We start from the raw sequence: 18,850 nt of genomic DNA on the forward strand, positions 1-18,850 counted from the left end.
CTAGAATCCGAGAATTTCCTTGCCGAGTGCGAACACCGGCAGGGCGGCGAGCACGCCGTCGATACGATCCAGCACGCCGCCATGGCCCGGAATCACCGCACCCGAGTCCTTGGCGCCGGCGTGGCGCTTGAGCAGGCTCTCGAACAGATCGCCCAGCACCGAGGCCAGCACCGCCACCGCCGAGACCAGCACCAGCTGCGGCACGTGCGCCAGGGTCAGCCCGGCCAGCCAGCCGAATGCGCAGGCGACCACGATGCCGGCGACCATGCCGCCGAGCAGGCCTTCGATGGTCTTGTTGGGGCTGACCCGCGGCGCCAGCTTGTGCTTGCCGAACGCGCGGCCGGCGAAATAGGCGCCCGAATCGGCCGCCCACACCATGGTCAGCGCAGTCAGTAGCCACAGGTTGCCCTTGTCCGGGTTGGCGTGCAGCAGCACCAGCGCGGCCCAGGCCGGCAGGACCGCCAGGGTGCCGGCGGCGAGCTTGAGCGCGCGCGCCTGACCGTTGCCGTGATCGGCACCGAAGGTGAAAAAGCGCAGCCACAACAACGCCAGCAGCCACCAGACCACCCCCACCAGGGCGGCGATCTGGAACAGCACCATGGAGCCGGCCGAGGCCCACACCATCAGCACCATCAGCAGCAGATTGAGCATCAGCAGTACGGTGCGCGGCAGGCTGTCGTCGATGCCGGAGAGCTTGAGCCACTCCCACAGGCCGGTCAGGAACAGGATCGCCGCCAGCGCCGCCAGCCATTGCGTGGGCAGCAGCACGATCGCGCAGATGGCGAGCGGCGCCATGATCAGCGCGGCAATCACGCGGGTCTTGGTCATGCGGAGGAGCTCTCCGTCGCCTTGTCGGCGATCTGGGCGCTGGTCAGGCCGAAGCGACGTTCGCGCCCGGCATAGTCATCCAGTGCCTGCTGCAGTACGCCGGCATCGAACTCCGGCCACAGGGTTTCGGTGAACCACAGTTCGGTATAAGCCAGCTGCCACAGCAGGAAATTGCTGATGCGGGTGTCGCCACCAGTGCGGATGAACAGGTCCGGCGCCGGCAGATCAGCCAACGCGACGCGGCTGGCCAGCAGCGCTTCGTCGATCTGCTGCGGTTGCAGGCGGCCGGCGGCCACTTCTTCAGCCAATGCCCGCGCGGCCAGCGCAATGTCCTGGCGGCCGCCATAGCTGGCGGCGATGCTCAGCACCAGCCGCGCATTGGCGGCGGTGACGCGCTCGGCGGCGGCCATGCGTTCGCGCAATGGCGCCGCGAAACGGCTGCGATCGCCGATGAAGCGCACCTGCACGCCGCGCCGCTGCAGTTCGTCGACCTCGCGATCGAGCGCATGCAGGAACAGCTTCATCAGCGCATCGACTTCCTCCTGCGGGCGGCCCCAGTTTTCACTGGAAAACGCGAACAGGGTGAGCGCCGAGACGCCTTTTTCCAGGCAGAAATCGATGGTGCGATTGACCGCACGTGCGCCGGCGCGATGACCGATCATGCGCGGACGCCGCCGACGCTGCGCCCAACGCCCGTTGCCATCCATGATGATGGCAATGTGGCGCGGCACGGCGGCAGCGGAAGGTGCTGGATGCATGGCAGGCGATGCCACGATCAGACCGTCATCAGTTCCTGTTCCTTGGCCTTGACGACCTCATCCACATCCTTGATGGCCTTGTCGGTGAGCTTCTGGATGTCGTCTTCGGCGCTGCGTGCCTCGTCCTCGGTGACCGCCTTGTCCTTGAGCAGGTCCTTGACCTGCTGGTTGGCATCGCGACGGATGTTGCGGATGGCCACCTTGCTGTCTTCGCCCTCGCCATGCACGGCCTTGCTGAGCTCCTTCCGGCGCTCCTCGGTCAGCGGCGGCAGGTTCAGACGGATCACGGTGCCGACCACGGTCGGGGTCAGGCCCAGATCCGAGGCGTAGATCGCCTTTTCCACGTCCTTGATCATGCCCTTGTCGAACAGGCTGATGACCAGCGAGCGGCCTTCGGAGACGCTGATGCTGGCGACCTGGTTGAGGGGGGTGTCGGTGCCGTAGGCCTTGACCTTGATGCCGTCCAGCAGCGCCGGAGAGGCGCGGCCGGTGCGCACGGTGGTCAGGGAATGGCGCAGAGCATCGATGCTCTTGGTCATGCGCGTCTGCGCGTCTTGTTTGATCTGGTTGAGCATCGCCGGAATCCGTGTGGAGCTGAATCCGGAGATTATAGCCGGGACTGCGTTTTGAGACTTGCCGGCCGGCAGAGTCCTGCGCAGCCGGTTCACCTGGGGTGCCACTCCACGCCCGGCATCGCCATCGGTCAGGCGTCAGCGCAGTCTCCGGGACCGCGCCTTTGCGATTCCCGAATCCCGATTCCCCACTCCCGGCCTCAACTCCGACCCTGCACCAACGTGCCGATCTGCTCGCCATGCAGGATGCGCAGCAGCACCCCGGGCTCGCTCATGCCGAAGATGCGCAGCGGCAGGTCGCTGTCGCGCGCCAGCGCGAAGGCGGCGGTGTCCATCACTTCCAGGCCCTGCAGGATGACCTGGTCGTAGGTCAGGCTGTCGTAACGCACTGCGTCAGAATGCTTCTTCGGGTCCTTGTCGTACACGCCGTCGACCTTGGTTGCCTTGAGCAGCAGGTCGGCGCCGATCTCGATCGCGCGCAGTGCCGCGCCCGAGTCGGTGGTGAAGAACGGGTTGCCGGTACCGGCGGCGAAGATCGCGATGCGGCCCTTTTCCAGATGGCGGATCGCGCGCCGGCGGATGAAGTCCTCGCAGACATCGTTGATCTTGATCGCGCTCATCACGCGCACCTTGGCGCCGAGCTTTTCCAGCGCGTCCTGCATCGCCAGCGCGTTGATCACGGTGGCCAGCATGCCCATGTGGTCGCCGGTGACGCGGTCCATGCCGCTGGCGGCCAGGCCGGCGCCGCGGAAGATGTTGCCGCCGCCGATCACCAGCGCGACCTGCGCGCCGGCCTGCTGGGCTTCGATCACTTCATGGGCGAGGCGGTTGATGACCTTGGGATCGATGCCGTAATCCCCGTCCCCCATCAGCGCCTCCCCGGAAAGTTTGAGAAGAATGCGGCGATAGGCAAGTTCAGACATGGGGGAGACCTCGGTGTGGGGGATCGGCAAACGCCGGCAAGTCTAGCGGAAGCCTGTCACCGGGCGTGGTAAAAATTCGGTAGTTGGCGATGCCGTGATGCGTTGCTCAGTGCGCGCGCGGAGGTTGCGGCGTCGGCATGTCGGTCGCATCGTAGGCGGTGACGCGGTTGCGGCCGCGATGTTTGGAGCGATACAGCGTGCTGTCGGCGGCCTGCAGCAGATGCTCGATGCTCTCGAACTGCCGGTCGCCACCGCCGTGGGTGGCCAGTCCCGCCGAGAAGGTGATGTGCAGCGGGCCGCCCTGCAGTTGCGCCATCGGCGTGCGTGCGGTCTCGGCCAGGATGCGCTCGACCACCATCAACGCCGCCTCGGCCGCGGTGTTGGGCAGGATCACTAGGAATTCCTCGCCGCCATAGCGGGCGACCAGGTCGCTGGTGCGCACCATGCGCTGCAGCGTCTGCGCGAAGTTGCGCAGCACCTCGTCGCCGACCAGATGGCCATGCGCATCGTTGACGCGCTTGAAGTCGTCCAGATCGATGAAGGCGATCGACAGCGGCCAGTTCTGGCGCGATGCCAGCTCGAACTCGTGCGCGAGCGCGGTGCCGAGCTGGTGGCGATTGAACACGCCGGTCAATGCATCGCGGCTGGCCTGTTCGGCCAGATGGCGCATGCGGTTTTCCGATTCGTCGGCATGCCGGCGCGCTTCGGCCACGTCCTGCAGCTCGCGCAGGCTGCGCAGCATCGCCAGCTCGCGGGCCTGCTCGAAGATCATCTGGATGTGCTCGGGCTGCGGCACGCGGATGTCGAACAGGGCTTCCAGTTCGGGCAGCGACTCGGCGATGCGTTCGATCACCTTTTCGAAGCGTTCGGCATCCAGTTCCAGCACGTCTTGCGCCTGGCGCTGCGCGTGTTCGGTGGCGGCCACGGCACTGGCCGACAGCCAGATGTCCGCCAGGCGTCCGGACAGCGCGACACAGGCCATGAACGGCTCCAGGCTGGCGGGCTCTTCCTCGCTCTGCGCGATGGCGTTCTGCAGGTACGGCGGCAGTTGCCATTGATGCGCGAGCCAGGCGCCGACTTCGGCATGGGTGGCGCCCAGATGCGCGCGTTCGGCCTCGATCAGCGCGGCGTTGTCGGGCGCCTGTTCCAGCAGTGGTGCATACAGCTCGGGCGCGCCCTGCAGCAGGGCGAGCTTGCCGATGTCCTGCAACAGGCCGGCCAGCATGAGTTCTTCGGGTTTGCGGATGCCGTAGGCCTGGCCGAGGATGCGACTGGCCAGCGCACACAGGCCGGCGCGGCGCCAGATGCGCTCATGCAGCGGATGCGCGGTAAAGGTGCTGCGCACGCCATGCACCATCGAAAACCCCAGTGCCAGGCTCAGGGTCGCGTTGAGGCCGAGCATGGTCAGCGCCTGGCCGAGGTTGTCGATGCGGCGGCGGCTGGCGTACAGCGGCGAATTGGCAACCCGCAGCATGCGCGCGCTCAGGGCCATGTCCATGCCGATGACGTTGGCCGTGGTGGTCATGTCCACGTCGGGGTCCTGCGCCAGCTCGATGACGCGCAGCGCAACACCCGGGGGCGATGGCAGGTTGCGGCAGTAGTGCAGGGCGGCCTGTAGATCTGGTTGCATGGGTCATCGCCGACGGTGGGCGCAAGCATACCGCTGCGCTCGTTAATGGGGCACGCCATGCTCCGCCGTCGCCGCGCGGCAACGCGTGCGCGATAGGGGCGGAAAAGCCTGGTCGGCATCCAGTTCTAGCGGCAACCGCCACCACATCTGTAGAGTTGAGGCCGGTCGCGGGCCCGGCGGATGCGTTCGCTTCAGCTTCGCGCTTTCATGGGCCTGCGCGACAGTGTCGGGCCCAAAAAAAAAGCCGCGGCAGGCCGCGGCTTTCTCTACGCAGTGGCGAGGATCAAGCCAGGCCGGCCTGCTTCATCACTTCGGCGGCGTAGTCTTCCACCACCTTCTCGATGCCCTCGCCAACGGCCAGGCGCTGGAAGCCGACCACTTCGGCACCGGCAGCCTTGACGGCCTGCTCGACGGTCTGGTCGGTGTTCAGCACGTACGGCTGGCCGTACAGGGTCACTTCGTTGACGATCTTGCTGATCTTGCCGCTGATGATCTTTTCCAGGATCTCGGCCGGCTTGGCCTTGTCCTTCTCGGACATCTTGGCCAGTTCGATTTCCTTTTCCTTGGCGACGAACTCGGCCGGGACATCGGAGGCCTTGACGTGCGGCGGGTTCATCGCGGCGATGTGCATGGCGATGCCGCGTGCCAGCTCGATGTCGCCACCCTTCAGCTCGACCAGCACGCCGATGCGGCCGCCGTGCACGTAGGCCGCGACGTTGTTGGCGCTGTCGATGCGGACCAGGCGACGCACCTGCAGGTTCTCGCCGACCTTGGCGATGACTGCGGCGCGACGCTCTTCGATGGTCTCGCCGCTGTCGAGCTTGACGCTCTTGAGCGCTTCGGCATCGGCGGCATCCGAGTTCAGCGCGGCGGTGGCCACGGTCTCGGTGAAGGCCAGGAAGTTCTCGTCCTTGGCGACGAAGTCGGTTTCGGAGTTGACTTCGACCAGCACGGCCTTGCCGCCGGCCTGTGCGGTGGCGATGCGGCCTTCGGCGGCAACGCGGTCAGCCTTCTTGTCGGCCTTGGCCAGACCCGACTTGCGCAGCCATTCGGCAGCGGCGTCGATGTCGCCTGCGTTTTCGACGAGTGCCTTCTTGCACTCCATCATGCCGGCGCCGGTGCGCTCGCGCAGTTCCTTGACCAGGGAAGCAGTGATTTCCATGGAATTACCTCATATGGACGAATGCGTGCGGCGGAGGGTTCCGCCAGTAGGAGACGGCGCAGCCAGGCCGGCCGCCCCCGTAGAAATGTTCAGTGGCCTCGGCGACGGGCCGCGCTGGGCCCGTCGGGGCTGCGGCCGCACAGCATGGTGCGGCCGCATTGCAGGCCGATTACTCGGCAGCCGGAGCGGCAGCGTCGGCCGGTGCGTCAGCCTTCTTGTCGCCCTTCTTGGCCGGAGCGCGACGGCCCTTGCCTTCGTCGGCGGATTCGGCCGAGAACTCTTCTTCGCGGACCGAAGCGGAGTTCGGCGCAGCAGCCTTGCCTTCCAGCACGGCGTCGGCGGCGGCACGTGCATACAGCTGCACGGCACGGATGGCGTCGTCGTTGCCCGGGATGGCGTAGTCGACCAGGGCCGGGTCGTAGTTGGTGTCGACCACTGCGATCACCGGGATGCCGAGCTTCTTGGCTTCCTTGATGGCGATGTCTTCATGGCCGATGTCGATCACGAAGATCGCGTCGGGCAGGCGGTTCATTTCCTTGATGCCGCCCAGCGAGGCGTCCAGCTTCTCGCGCTCGCGACGCAGACCCAGCACTTCGTGCTTGACCAGCTTGTCGAAGGTGCCGTCGGTCTCGGCCGACTCCAGTTCCTTCAGGCGGGCAACCGACTGCTTGACGGTACGGAAGTTGGTCAGCGTGCCGCCCAGCCAGCGCTGGGTCATGAACGGCATGCCGCAACGCTCGGCTTCTTCCTTGATGGACTCGCGCGCGCTGCGCTTGGTGCCCAGGAACAGCACGGTGCCGCGCTTCTGCGCGATCGAGGAGAGGAAGTTCATCGCGTCATTGAAGAGCGGAACGGTCTTCTCGAGGTTGATGATGTGGATCTTGCCGCGCGCGCCGAAGATGTACGGCGCCATCTTGGGGTTCCAGTAGCGGGTCTGGTGACCGAAATGGACGCCGGCTTCCAGCATCTGACGCATGGTGACTTGGGGCATTGAAGTAACTCCTGATAGCGGAATCTACGTGCGCGGACTGGGCTTTGAAGAGTCCGCACATGGATGTGCGGGCCCTTGCGAAAGGATGCGCACAAACGATTCCGGGGTTGGGCTTCCCTGTCGCCTCCGTGACGAACCCCTTGCGAGGCACCCCGGCACGGATGGCGGCGGCAGGTGTGAATTCGTCGGTGACGTCCGACGTGAACGACGCAATGCGCAAGAGACGCAAAACAGCCGGCGGAGTATAGCCGGCTGAGCGGGCGGGCGCAATTGGCGAATCGGGATTGGGGAATAGGGATTCGGGATTCGTGATTGGCGGGCCGTGTGTCGCGGCAGTTGTTCGCTGTCGGTCCAGGATGGTCAAAGCGCCAGCACTTGCGAATCCCCAATCCCGAATTCCCAATCCCCAGAGCTCACGGCTCCAGCGCCAGCGTCGTTTCGATATCGCTGTTGATCCGCGCCACGAAGCGGCCATTGCCGGCGGCCACGTTGGCGGGCAGCGACCATTGGCGGGTCTGGCCGGGAAGCACATAGCCGGCAAGGTCGTCGCGGATGCTGCGGCGGGTGCCGCCGGCATCGATGTAGGCCAGGTCGGCCAGCCTGGCATGGCCGAGCCCGGCGTTATGGACCTTCAGCGCGCGGCCGCTGCCCTGGCCGGACAGGCTGGCCTGCAGCAGCGGGCGCAGGTCGCCGGGCTGGCTGGGCAGGGCGAACACCGGCGTGGAATAACGCAGCAGTGCGGTGTCGCTACCGGAGGCATGCTGGGTCACTACCAGGCGGTAGCTGTCTTCGCTCTGCATCGGGCTGGGGCCCAGGCGGATCACCCGCAGCAATTGCCGGCCTTGCGCAGGAATTTCGAATTGCGCCGGGCTGACGGTGGCGGCGGTGGCCGGTTCAAGCAGTTCGCGGTCGCCGTCCTGGCGCCAGCGGTAGAGCTTGGCTTCGGCGCGCCATGGCAGGGCCGCCTGGTTGTAGAGCCAGACGGTGGTCTGGTCGCTGTCGGCGGGAATGCGGGCGGTGGTCGGGGCGATGGCGATCTCGGCGGCAACGGCGCTGCCACCGATGGCCAGGCCGGCGAGTGTCAGTGCCAGCAGGCCGCAACAGGAGCGGGACGCGGCCATGGTCAGAACGCGATCGTGGTGATGGGCGCGCTGCCGGCAGGCGTTGGCCCGGCAAGTGCGCTGGCATCCTGCCCGGTGCTGGCGGCGGCTGGGGTGTCGGCGCTGCCGGCCGGCGGGGCGATCGCCATCGGCGTGCCCCTGGAGCAGCTGGCGCGCGGCGGCGCAGTGCGCAGTTCGCAGCCGCTGAGCAGGCGCAGGCCGATGTGCAGGGTGAAGTTTTCCGGGCCAGGCGCGGTGGCCGCGTTGGCCGCGGTAGAGCTCGCGCTGCAGACGAGGGCGACCAGCGTCAGGCGCTTCAACAAAGTGACCAGCGTCATGAAGGCAATCGTTTGCATTGGAGACGTAACAAATAGCGACGCCCCCAATGCGAACTTTATTAACTGTCAGTAAGTGATGGAGACGGTCACCGTGTCGTTGTAGGCACCCGCGATGGGCTGTTGCGGTGCCGGCGCGCGGCCATAGACGGTCACCGTCTGCGCGACTCCGTTGCCGGTGCCGCTGAGCGTATCGACGCCGATACTGGTGCCCCAGCGGTTGCCGCGGCCGGCGTCCCGATACAGTTCATAGGCGATGTAGTTGGCACTGCTGGCGTGGCGCATGCGCCGGACGTTGCCGGTGGCATTGATGCCATCGCCCAGCCCGATATTCCAGGCAGTGCGGTTGGTGCATGACAGGCTGATGGTGGAGGTGCGGTCGATGGCGGTATCGATGGTGCCGGCGATGCTGCCGAAATCCAGGTCGGTGGTGACGTAGGTACTGCAGCGTGCCGGCACGTTGGCTGAGGCCGTGAACGGAAAGGCGTTGCTGGCGGTCTTGGCACCGCTGCCGCCGGCCGTGCAACTGCTCGGCGCCGGCGGCATACCGATGACGCTTTCGTTGTAGGAGTAGCGCAGCACGGTGTCGGCACCGCCGAAGCTGCTGCTGTGGTTGCCGACCGACAGCGTCTGGTTGGCCGGAATGCGCCCGTACAGGGTAATGCTGGCCGTCTGCGAACCGCCGGTGACCACCGGAACGCCGTAGGACAGTGTCAGCAGGCGCGGCGAGGGCGTCGTCGACCCGGTGGCGCCCCAGACCTGGGTCCGCGTGGCCTCGCTGTAGATCTGGAAGTCCAGGCTGTCGCTGGTGGGGTTGAGCATGCGGCGCGGCGCGTACAGCCCGTTGCTGGCGCTGCCCGGCCCGAGGTCCAGGCATAGGCTCACCTGGGCATAGCCGAGCACGCTGAGCGCTGCGGTCGCGCAGGAGACGTTGAGCGTTGCCACCGCATCGGTGGTGCCGTTGGCCGCCACGTTGCCGAACGCCAGCGGGGTGCCGAGGGTGACGCTGCAGGTGGTGTCCGCGTGCGCGCCCTGGCAGGGGGCAAGCCACAACGTGGCGATCGCCAGCGCAACGACCAGGCGCCACAGTGCGGGCAGGCTCATGGGGTTTGCTGCTCGAGAACGCAGGGCAGCGGGCCGACCCGCGGAATGCCGCCGGGGTTGGTCGGGTAGGTGAAGCGCGCACTGCAGCGGCCATCCGGCAGCTCCACCAGGATGCGGTTGTCGATCTGCAGATTGTCCAGATAGGTTTCGCCGTCGTAGCCGACCACCACGCGTTCGGCGTTGCCCTCGCGTTGCACCACGCTGCCGACCGGCAACGGCACGCCCTGGGCGTCGTGCAGCACGATCATGGCCGCGCGCACCCGGGTGATGCCGAAGCGCACCGCCACCCCGGACTGCTGGCGCGGTGTCACCGCGGTATCGACGCGGTCCACGCGCAGGTCCGCCGGCAGGTTCAGGGTGTCGATGGACAACTGGTTGCGCTGCCATGACTGCAGCGGGGTGACCAGCAGCATCCCGCGCGCATCGGTGACGCCGATCAGGCGATTCTCCAGCCGCACCGGAATGCCGGGCTGGCCGTCGGTGGAGACCACCGCAAAGGCATCCTGGATATCGCGCGCGGCGAAGCCGCGGCCGTTCATCCACACCAGGCTGCCGCTGGCGCTGGCATAGCCGAAGTTGGCGCCATCCTGGTTGGCGACGCCGAGGTTGTAGCGGCCGACGCGGTTCAACCAGCCCAGCTCGGCCAGGCCGCCGTTGGCATCGTCGCCGGCACGTCCCTGCAGGCGCCAACCGATCCCGCCCAGGTCGCCGTCGCCGGGCAGCGGCTGGCTGACATCGGCCACGAATCCGGTGCGGTTGCCGTTGCGTTGCATCGAGGCGCTGGCCTGGCGCAACTCGCCGAACGTGGTCGACAGCGACAGGTACAGGCTACGGTCGCTGCGCACATCCAGGTTCTGGTTGCCGGACAGATTGGCCGCCCAGTTGCGCCCGAAACTGCGCGACCAGAACAGGCTCGCATACCGCGAGGTGTCGCCTTGTGGGTAGCTCAGCCGCACATAGCTGGTGCCCAGCGAGCCGATCGGATTGACGTTGACGCCGAACACCGCGCGGTCGCTGATGCGCGCCGGCAACGCGCCCTGCAGCGCGCCCAGGTCGCGATAGTCGCCGTGGGTGCGCTGGGTGCCGGCGGTGAAGTTGAAACGACGGTTGTTCCAGGCATACCCCAGCACGTACTGCCCGCCGCGCAGCGCATCCATCCGGCTATGCGCGTAGGCCGCGTTGACCACGCCGCCTGCGCCGAGCAGCCACACGCCGCCGGCACCGGCGTTGACCACGCCGCCGCCGGCCTCGGTATGCGCTTCGATGGTGAAGTCATCGCGCAGGCCCTTGCGCAGCGTGGCGCTGGCGACCGTGCGCGACTCGTAGGAAAACGAGCGCACGCCGTAGTCCTGGCGCAGATGGCCGATGCCGGCCGACCACTCGGAAATGCCGCGCGCCAGCAGTTGCGGCGTGCCATAGAACGCGAAGTCCAACCGGCGCACCTGGCCGAACGCATCGGTCACCACGATCTGCGCCTGCCCGGTGCCGCTGATGCCGGGTTGCGCGGCCAGCTGAAACGGGCCGGCCGGCACCTGGCCGCTGTACTGGCGCAGTCCGTCGACGTAGAGCTCCACCGTCGACGGCACCACCGCCTCGCCCAGGAAGCTTGGTGTGGGGGTGAGCACGCGGTACGGCTGCAGGGCGTAATTGCGGCCGATCTGTATCCCGCCCAGGCGGATCGAGCGGCTCCAGTCGACAAAGCCGCTGTAGAAGTCGCCGACCGTCAGGCTGGTGGCGCTGTCGGGGAAATCCATCTGCCAGGCGCTGTCCAGGCGCACCGCTTCGCTGCGCCAGCGCTGGTCCTGCGGGCGGTCGTAGGCCAGGAACACCGCGGTGGTGTCGACCATGCCGCGGCCGATGCCGAAGCCGCGCACTTCGGTGGCCAGCGACACGCTGCTGGCCCCGGCATTGCGCGTGGCATAGAAGTCGTAATTGAGCAGCATGCCCGGCGAGGCAGTGGCGCTGGGCGGTGCGACCTGTTCGGCCTTGAGTACCGTGGTGGAGAGCGACAGCTGCGCCAGCGGCACCTGCAACGCAAGCCGTTGCAGCGCAGCGTCGTAGCGCACCTCCACATCGGGCAGGCGATCCAGATCGACCAGCTCGCTGGCGGGGCGGTCGGCCAGGAGGAAGCCCAGCTTGCGCAGCGTGTCGACCGAGCCGCGCAGGTGGCCGTCCACCAGTTCGAACGGTGCCAGGCCGCGGTCGGCCTGGTTGAGGCTGACATCCAGGTACAGCGTCTGCGGCAGGGCCGCCACGTTCTGCGGCGCCTGATCGGACAGTGGCGCCATGTCGGCCAGATCGCCGGAGGCGGCATGTGCCAGGCAGGTGGCGGTCGCAAGCAGCGTCATCGCCAGCCGGCCCGCATCACGGCGCTGCTGGCGCGGCCAACAAGGTGCGTTCGTCCGCCTCACCATTGATCCTTGCGATGATGGTGCCGCGGCCGAACTGGGCCAGCGGTGCCCCCAGCGACCAGCGCATGGTCTGGCCGGGCAGGACATAACCCACCAGCCCGTTCAATGCCGTCCTGGTCGTGCCATCGACCCGATGCTGCAGGTCGGCGACCTGGGCGTGCCCATTGCCGGTGTTGCTGATCTGGATCTGCGCATTGCCGTCGCTGCCGGCAATCACCTGCGTGCTCAGGGTCGGGGTGGATTCGGTCTTGCCCGGCGGCAGCAGGAAGATCGGCACCGAGTAGCGCAACACGAACTGCATGCCCTTGCGATCCGCATCGGCGTTGGGCAATTCGTCGACGATGATGCGGTAGCAGGCTTCCTCGCCGGTCGGCGCGGGCCCGGCGCGAATCACCCGAATCAGCTGGCGCTCGCCGGCGGCCAGCGTGCGCATCGGCGGGCTGACCAGCAGTTCCTGGGTGGGGTCGAGTTGATCCTTGCCGTCACGCTGGGTCCAGCGATAGGCGCGGGTCTGCACCTGCACGGGCGCGCTGCCGCTGTTGCTCAGCCAGAGCCCGTCGGCGGACTGCTGTGCGCTCAGCGTCAGCGAGGTCGGCGCCAGCTGCAGGCTGGCCGCATGGGCCGGATGCAACGGCACGCCGCTGCCAAGCGCCAGCATCAGGCTCAATCCGGCCGTGACCAGCCAGGCCGGCATCCGGTACGACAGGCGGTGGTGCAATGGCATGCGCGCGCTCAGTAGACGATCGTGGCGGTGATGGTGTCTTGGTAGGTACCGGTCGCGGGATTGTTGGCCGACGGGTTGGTCACGCGGCCGTAGACCGGATAGACCTGGTTGATGCCGGTGGCGGTGCGGCTCAGCGTATTGGTGCCGGTGGTGCTGCCCCATACCGTGCTGCGGCCCAGATCCTGGTACAGCTGGTAGGCGATGAAGTTGTTGGTGGTGACCAGCGCATCGGTGTTCTTCATGCGGCGGGTGGTGACGTCGTTGGCGGTGCCGGCATTGCTGCCCGCGCTCAAGGCGATGTTGTACGGCGTCAGTGCGGTGCATTGCGCGGTCACGCTGCCGTTGGCGTCGGCATTGGCGGTGGAGGTGGACAACACCGAGCCGAAGTCGACGTCCGTCGCCGAGGCAGCGGTGATGGTGCAGGCCTTGGTGACGGCGATCTTGACGTTGAATGTGGTGGTATCTGCTGCGGTGGCAACGCCAATGGTCGAGAGCAGGCCGAGGGACAGCAGGACAGGGCGGACAGTACGCATGGACATTTCCTTGACCGGTCTGGTCATTGGTGACGCGACGACTCGTCGCCCTGCCTCCAATGCATCAGCTGTGCCAAAGATTACCCTGAATGATTTGGCTATCTCGCTGTTTATCCTCAGAGTTTTCCCGAAATTGCGATGTCTCTCGGATGACCCCGTTCATTGAGTTTTTGACGCGCGCGGTAGTGCGTCACACATGAATGCGCGGTGCCGCCAGATTCCTGCTGCCCGGTCCGTCTGGGCGCTTGATCGGCTGCGGCATGAAAAACAACGGCGCGGGTCGTTCAGATTCAGCCCGAATCGGCGATAATCGCTGCCATGAGCGTCAATCTGAAAACCAAAGAAGAAATCGAACTGATGCGCGTCGCCGGCCGCCTGGCCGCCGAGGTGCTCGATGTCGTGGCGCCGTATGTGCAGGCGGGCGTGACCACGGCCGAGCTGGACCGCATCTGCCACGACCACATCGTCAACGTGCAGGGCACCATTCCTGCCAACGTCGGCTACCGCGGCTTTCCCAAGAGCGTGTGCACCTCGGTCAACAACGTGATCTGTCACGGCATCCCGAGCGCGGCCAAGGTCCTGAAAGACGGCGACATCGTCAATATCGACGTCACCGTCATCAAGGACGGCTGGCATGGCGACACCAGCCGCATGTATTACGTCGGCACGCCGTCGGTGATGGCCAAGCGGCTGGTGGAAACCACCTACGAGGCGATGTGGCGTGGCATCCGTGCGGTCAAGCCGGGCGCAACGCTGGGCGATGTCGGCCACGCGATCCAGAAATTTGCCGAAGCCGAGCGTTTCAGCGTGGTGCGCGATTACTGCGGCCATGGCATCGGCAAGGTCTACCACGACGAGCCGCAGGTGATGCATTACGGCCGCCCCGGCGAAGGCCTGGTGCTCAAGCCCGGCATGACCTTCACCATCGAGCCGATGATCAACGAAGGCACCTACCACCATAAGACCCTGCCGGACGGCTGGACCGTGGTGACCAAGGACCGCAAGTTGTCCGCGCAGTGGGAACACATGGTCGCGGTGACCGAAGACGGCGTGGATGTGCTGACGCTGTCGCCGAACGCTCCCGCTCCGGTATGACGGCCACGCCGGCGGACCGACCCGACCCGGGTGTCGCCGGCGATGCCGAGTGGGCCGCGCAAGCGCGCCCGCTGCTGGTGCATGCCGACATGCGCCTGTGCAAGCGCTTCGACCAGGGCGAGCCGATCGAGCGCCTGGTGGCCTTGCGCGCCCGCGCAGTCGATCAATTGATGCGCAATGCGTGGACGCGTTGCATTCCGGCCGATGCCGGGCTGTCGCTGCATGCCGTGGGTGGCTATGGGCGCGGCGAACTGTTCCCGCGCTCGGACGTGGATGTGCTGGTACTGGGCGAGACCGGCGTGCAGCAACAGCACGAGCAGGCCCTGGCGCGGCTGTTCGCCTTGCTGTGGGATGTGGGCCTGCCGATCAGCCACGCGGTGCGCTCGCCGGCGCAGTGCACCGCCGCGGCGGCCGATCAGACGGTGCTGACCGCCTTGATCGAGTCGCGCCCGCTGGTGGCCGGCAGCCAGGCGCGCGCCGCGCTGGCCACAGCGATCTCGCCGCAACTGGTGTGGCCGGCGCGCGAATTCTTTCAGGCCAAGCGCGAAGAGCTGCTGGCGCGGCATCAGCGCTTCGGCGATACAGCCGACAATCTGGAGCCGGACATCAAGGACGGCCCCGGCGGCCTGCGCGATCTGCAGACGCTGGGCTGGATGGCGCTGCGCGCGTTCGGGGTCAAGGATCTGGAGGCCCTGGTCGGGCTCGGCCATGTCGGTTTCGACGAGGCCGTAGCGCTGCGACGCGAGCGCGAGGAGCTGGCGCGCTTGCGCTTCGGCCTGCACCTGGTGGCCAACCGGCCGGAAGAGCGGTTGGGGTTCGATTACCAGAAGACGCTTGCCGAGCGGCTGGGCTTTGCCGACGACCCGGAAAGCCTGGGCGTGGAAAAGATGATGCAGCGCTTCTACCGCAGCGCTGCATTGATCCGCCGCATCAGCGACCGCCTGCTGCAGCGTTTCGAAGAACAGTTCGACGGCGAGGCGGTGCCGGAGCCGCTCGGGGAGGGCTTCAGTCTGCGCCGCGGCTATCTGGCTGCGGATGCAGAGGACTGGCCGGGCGGCGACGTGCTGCAGGTCTTTGCGCTGTTTGCGCAATGGGCGGCGCATCGCGAGGTACGCGGGCTGCATTCGCTGACGGCGCGCGCGCTGGCCGAGGTGCTGCGCGAGTTGCCGGCCTACGACGTCGCCGATGCGACCGCGCGCGACCGCTTCATGGCGCTGCTGCGCGGCCCGCGGGCGGTGGAGTCGCTCAACCGCATGGCGCGTTTGGGCGTGCTGGGCCAGTGGATTCCGGCATTCGCCAGCGTGTCCGGGCGCATGCAGTTCGACCTGTTCCATGTCTACACGGTGGACCAGCACACCTTGATGGTGCTGCGGAACATCTCGCTGTTTGCCGCCGGTCGCGCCGACGAGCGTTTTTCGATCACCCATGAAGTCTGGCCGCGCCTGCGCAAGCCGGAATTGCTGCTGCTGGCCGGCCTGTTTCATGACATCGCCAAGGGCCGCGGCGGCGATCATTCCGAGCTGGGCGCGGTGGATGCGCGCGCGTTCTGCCAGGCGCACCGGCTCAGCGAAGGCGATACCGCGCTGGTGGCCTGGCTGGTCGAACAGCATCTGCGCATGTCGGTGACCGCGCAGAAGCAGGACATCTCCGACCCGGAGGTGATCCACCGTTTCGCCACCCTGGTCGGCACGCGCGAGCGCCTGGATTACCTGTACCTGCTGACCTGCGCCGATATCGCCGGCACCAGCCCCAAGCTGTGGAACGCGTGGAAGGACCGGCTGCTGGCCGACCTGTATTTCGCCGCGCGGCGCGCACTGCGCGAGGGCCTGGAGCATCCGCCGCCGCGCGAAGAGCGCCTGCGCGAAGCGCGCGAGTCCGCCCGCGCGCTGATGCAGGCGCAAGGCCACGACGATGCCACCATCGACCGCCAGTTCGCCGGCATGCCGGATGAAAACTTCCTGCGCTTCCGTCCCGAGCAACTGGCCTGGCAGGCGGTGTCGCTGATCGAGGTGCAGATCGGCCAGACCTTGGTCAAGGCGCGGCGCGCGGTACCGGACAACGACGCGCTGGAAGTGTTCGTGTATTCGCCCGATCGCGATGGTTTGTTCTCCGCGATCGTCGCCACGCTGGATCGCAAGGGGTATGGCATCCATCGCGCCCGCGTGCTGGATGCGCCGCACGATGCGATCTTCGACGTGTTCGAGGTGCTGCCGCAGGACAGTTCCGCCGATGGCGACCCGCAGCGCCTGGCCGCGGCCTTGCGCCAAGTGCTGGCCGGCGACCTGCACAAGGTGCGTCCCTCGCGGCGTGCGGTGCCGCGCCAGCTGCGCCACTTCCGCTTTGCGCCGCGCGTGGAATTCAGCGAAAGCGCCGGTGGTCGCCGCACCCGCATCAGTCTGGTCGCGCCCGATCGCCCCGGCTTGCTGGCCGATGTGGCCAATGTGCTGCGCCTGCAACACCTGCGTGTGCACGATGCGCGCATCGCCACCTTCGGCGAGCGCGCCGAAGACCAGTTCCAGATCACCGACGAGCACGACCGCCCGTTGCCCGAATCCGCCCGGCAGGCGCTGCGCGATGCGCTGTGCGCCTGCCTCGATCCCACCTGAGTAGTCCGTTCGGAGACCCCCCATGGCCACCAGCAAGAAGACCGCGCGCAAGCAGGGCGCGACCCCCACCGGCGCAGCGCCCAAACGCGCGCCGAGCAAGAGCGGCAAGGCGCCCCAGGCGCCGGCCGTCGACAAGCGCAAGGCCACCGCGGCGGCTGCTAAGCCTGTGGCCGCCAGCAAAAGCGTTACCAAGCAGGTCACCAGGAAAAGCGCCACCAAGCCGGCGACCAGTGCGGCCCCGCGCGTGGCCAAGCAGCCGACCAGCGTGGTGTCCGCACCGGCTGCCAAGAAGGCTGCAGCTGCGAAGAAACTGCCGATCGCCGAAAAGACCGTGCGCGGCGCTGCAACGCCGGTGGGCAGTGACGAGCTCAAGTTCGGCATCGAAAGCGCCTTCGAGCGCCGCGCCAGCCTGACCGTCGACGAGATCGATGGCTCCACCCGTGCCATCGTCACCCGCGTCATCGACGGCCTGGAAAGCGGCGAGTTCCGCGTCGCCGAGCCGGACGGGCAGGGCGGCTGGAGCGTCAACGAGTGGTTGAAGAAAGCCGTACTGCTGTATTTCCGCGTCAACGAGATGGCCGTGATCGACGCGCAGCCGGCACCGTTCTGGGACAAGGTGGAGTCGCGTTTTGCCGGCTTCGGCGAAGCCGAGTTCCGCAAGGCCGGCGTGCGCGTGGTGCCGGGTGCGGTGGCGCGGCGCGGCAGCTATTTCGGCAAGGACGTGGTGCTGATGCCGAGCTTCACCAATATCGGCGCGTATGTGGGCGAAGGCACCATGGTCGATACCTGGGCCACGGTGGGGTCGTGTGCGCAGATCGGCGCGCATTGCCATCTGTCCGGCGGCGCCGGCATCGGCGGCGTGCTCGAACCGCTGCAGGCCAGCCCGACCATCATCGAGGATCATTGCTTCATCGGTGCGCGGTCGGAAGTGGTCGAAGGCGTGGTCATCGGGCACCACAGCGTAATCGGCATGGGCGTGTTCATCGGCCAGAGCACGCGCATCTACAACCGCGCCACCGGCGAGATTTCCTACGGCTACGTGCCGCCTTACAGCGTGGTGGTGTCCGGCCAGCTGCCGTCGAAAGATGGCTCGCACTCGCTGTATTGCGCGGTGATCGTCAAGCAGGTGGATGCCAAGACGCGCAGCAAGACCAGCGTCAACGAGTTGCTGCGCGGCCTGGCCGATTGAGCACTGCGCAGCCTGCACGCGGCACCATGCTGTCGCGGCCGCTCAGTGGCTGGGTGCGTTGGGGCATCCCGGCCCTGTGGTTGGGATGGGTGGCGCTCTACGTGGCCGGCTCGCTGGCGCGCGATGGCGTGCCGCAGCAGCTGGAGGTCCTGCGGTGGCTGGCGCCTGTGCTGATGGTGCTGATGACCCTGCGTCTGGCATGGGCATCCAGCCGCTGGGCGCAGGTCCGCGATGCGGGCGATGCGCTGGAGATCGTGCAGCAGGGACGATCGCAGCGTGTGGACCTGGCCGAGTTGCGCTCGGTCGATGCGGCATGGCTGATTCCGCCACGGCGGATGGCGCTGAAATTCCACGGCACACGTGCCGATGTGGTGTTCCTGCCCGCCCATGGGCAGGAACACGATCAACTGGTAACCACCCTGTTGGCGCGTGCAAGCGCGCGCCGCGGAGTCGAAAAGGCGACGACATGACCACGCTCTACGGATTGAAGAACTGCGACACCTGCAAGAAGGCGACCAAGTGGCTGGACCGCTTCGGCGTGGCCTACAGCTTCGTCGACTACCGCGAGCACACGCCCGCGCCGGAGACGTTGCTGGATTGGGCCGGCAAGGCTGGCGGATTCGAGGCCTTGATCAACAAGTCCTCGACCACCTGGCGCCAGTTGCCCGACAACAAGAAGACGCCGGGTTCGGACGCCGAATGGAAGCTGCTGCTGCGCGAATACCCGCAATTGATCCGCCGCCCGGTGGTGGTGAGCGACGATGGCGCGCTCAGCCAGGGCTTCTCCGACAACGGGTTCAAGGCACGCTTCAACATCGCCTGATGGTGCCACCGCGTCATCGGTCCGTACAGGCCTGTGCGGGGCGGGCGCGTGGACGGCAGGCGACCT

Annotated in this window: 18 protein-coding genes; 5 read left to right on the forward strand and 13 right to left on the reverse strand. The window is 67.1% G+C overall.

All coding sequences use genetic code 11. The features are described 5' to 3' along the window. The 13 genes from ABQ039_RS06880 to ABQ039_RS06940 form a co-directional block, all read right to left on the reverse strand. The gene (locus ABQ039_RS06880) at positions 1-828 is read right to left on the reverse strand and encodes a phosphatidate cytidylyltransferase (protein WP_016902394.1); all 828 of its coding nucleotides are present in this window, start codon (positions 826-828) and stop codon (positions 1-3) included. Next, positions 825-1,586 carry a polyprenyl diphosphate synthase gene (uppS, locus tag ABQ039_RS06885; protein WP_065050119.1) on the reverse strand — a complete coding sequence of 254 codons (762 nt, stop codon included), beginning with the start codon at positions 1,584-1,586 and terminating at the stop codon, positions 825-827. Before uppS ends, ABQ039_RS06880 begins: the two co-directional genes overlap by 4 nt. A 17-nt stretch (positions 1,587-1,603) precedes the next feature. After that, positions 1,604-2,161, reverse strand: coding sequence for a ribosome recycling factor (gene frr, locus ABQ039_RS06890; RefSeq protein ID WP_016902392.1), 558 nt, complete (start codon positions 2,159-2,161; stop codon positions 1,604-1,606). Between the two features lie 197 nt (positions 2,162-2,358). After that, positions 2,359-3,081: a UMP kinase gene (gene pyrH / locus ABQ039_RS06895; protein ID WP_024940374.1), complete on the reverse strand. Its 723-nt coding sequence runs from the start codon at positions 3,079-3,081 to the stop codon at positions 2,359-2,361. A 106-nt stretch (positions 3,082-3,187) separates the two neighbouring features. Further along, positions 3,188-4,711, reverse strand: a complete 1,524-nt coding sequence (locus ABQ039_RS06900; RefSeq protein ID WP_024940373.1) for a GGDEF domain-containing protein — start codon at positions 4,709-4,711, stop codon at positions 3,188-3,190. Positions 4,712-4,994: 283 nt separating this feature from the next. Then, the gene (tsf, locus tag ABQ039_RS06905) at positions 4,995-5,873 is read right to left on the reverse strand and encodes a translation elongation factor Ts (protein WP_016902389.1); all 879 of its coding nucleotides are present in this window, start codon (positions 5,871-5,873) and stop codon (positions 4,995-4,997) included. 169 nt (positions 5,874-6,042) lie between these two features. Next, positions 6,043-6,864, reverse strand: coding sequence for a 30S ribosomal protein S2 (rpsB, locus tag ABQ039_RS06910; RefSeq protein ID WP_026064294.1), 822 nt, complete (start codon positions 6,862-6,864; stop codon positions 6,043-6,045). A 413-nt stretch (positions 6,865-7,277) separates the two neighbouring features. Beyond that, entirely contained in the window at positions 7,278-7,985 is a 708-nt protein-coding gene (locus ABQ039_RS06915; RefSeq protein ID WP_184610957.1) for a molecular chaperone, read from the reverse strand. 2 nt (positions 7,986-7,987) lie between these two features. Further along, entirely contained in the window at positions 7,988-8,320 is a 333-nt protein-coding gene (locus ABQ039_RS06920) for a hypothetical protein (RefSeq protein ID WP_054591608.1), read from the reverse strand. A 48-nt stretch (positions 8,321-8,368) separates the two neighbouring features. Further along, on the reverse strand, positions 8,369-9,403 hold the full coding sequence (locus ABQ039_RS06925) for a spore coat U domain-containing protein (RefSeq protein ID WP_104577346.1): 1,035 nt from the start codon (positions 9,401-9,403) through the stop codon (positions 8,369-8,371). Next, on the reverse strand, positions 9,400-11,751 hold the full coding sequence (locus ABQ039_RS06930) for a fimbria/pilus outer membrane usher protein (RefSeq protein WP_184610955.1): 2,352 nt from the start codon (positions 11,749-11,751) through the stop codon (positions 9,400-9,402). The genes ABQ039_RS06925 and ABQ039_RS06930 overlap by 4 nt, the downstream gene beginning before the upstream one ends. Before the next feature lie 16 nt (positions 11,752-11,767). Next, on the reverse strand, positions 11,768-12,538 hold the full coding sequence (locus ABQ039_RS06935; RefSeq protein WP_184610954.1) for a molecular chaperone: 771 nt from the start codon (positions 12,536-12,538) through the stop codon (positions 11,768-11,770). A gap of 8 nt (positions 12,539-12,546) precedes the next feature. Next, positions 12,547-13,098, reverse strand: a complete 552-nt coding sequence (locus ABQ039_RS06940) for a spore coat U domain-containing protein (protein WP_102254495.1) — start codon at positions 13,096-13,098, stop codon at positions 12,547-12,549. Positions 13,099-13,389: 291 nt separating this feature from the next. Between ABQ039_RS06940 and map the strand changes: the two genes are divergently transcribed. The 5 genes from map to ABQ039_RS06965 are packed head-to-tail and all read left to right on the forward strand — an operon-like array spanning position 13,390 to position 18,784. Continuing rightward, positions 13,390-14,166: a type I methionyl aminopeptidase gene (gene map / locus ABQ039_RS06945; protein ID WP_039520326.1), complete on the forward strand. Its 777-nt coding sequence runs from the start codon at positions 13,390-13,392 to the stop codon at positions 14,164-14,166. Continuing rightward, complete coding sequence (locus ABQ039_RS06950; protein ID WP_184610952.1) at positions 14,163-16,772, forward strand: [protein-PII] uridylyltransferase; 2,610 nt, start codon at positions 14,163-14,165, stop codon at positions 16,770-16,772. Before map ends, ABQ039_RS06950 begins: the two co-directional genes overlap by 4 nt. Positions 16,773-16,794: 22 nt before the next feature. Continuing rightward, positions 16,795-17,961 (forward strand): 2,3,4,5-tetrahydropyridine-2,6-dicarboxylate N-succinyltransferase, encoded by a 1,167-nt coding sequence (gene dapD / locus ABQ039_RS06955; protein WP_104568722.1) that lies wholly within the window; start codon positions 16,795-16,797, stop codon positions 17,959-17,961. Beyond that, positions 17,958-18,431 (forward strand): hypothetical protein, encoded by a 474-nt coding sequence (locus ABQ039_RS06960; protein ID WP_024938894.1) that lies wholly within the window; start codon positions 17,958-17,960, stop codon positions 18,429-18,431. The genes dapD and ABQ039_RS06960 overlap by 4 nt, the downstream gene beginning before the upstream one ends. Then, on the forward strand, positions 18,428-18,784 hold the full coding sequence (locus tag ABQ039_RS06965; protein WP_039528236.1) for an arsenate reductase: 357 nt from the start codon (positions 18,428-18,430) through the stop codon (positions 18,782-18,784). The genes ABQ039_RS06960 and ABQ039_RS06965 overlap by 4 nt, the downstream gene beginning before the upstream one ends. The last annotated feature ends 66 nt before the right edge of the window (positions 18,785-18,850 follow it).

The organism is Xanthomonas sp. WHRI 6108, assembly GCF_040202385.2.
GTDB classification, from domain to species: Bacteria; Pseudomonadota; Gammaproteobacteria; order Xanthomonadales; family Xanthomonadaceae; genus Xanthomonas; species Xanthomonas arboricola.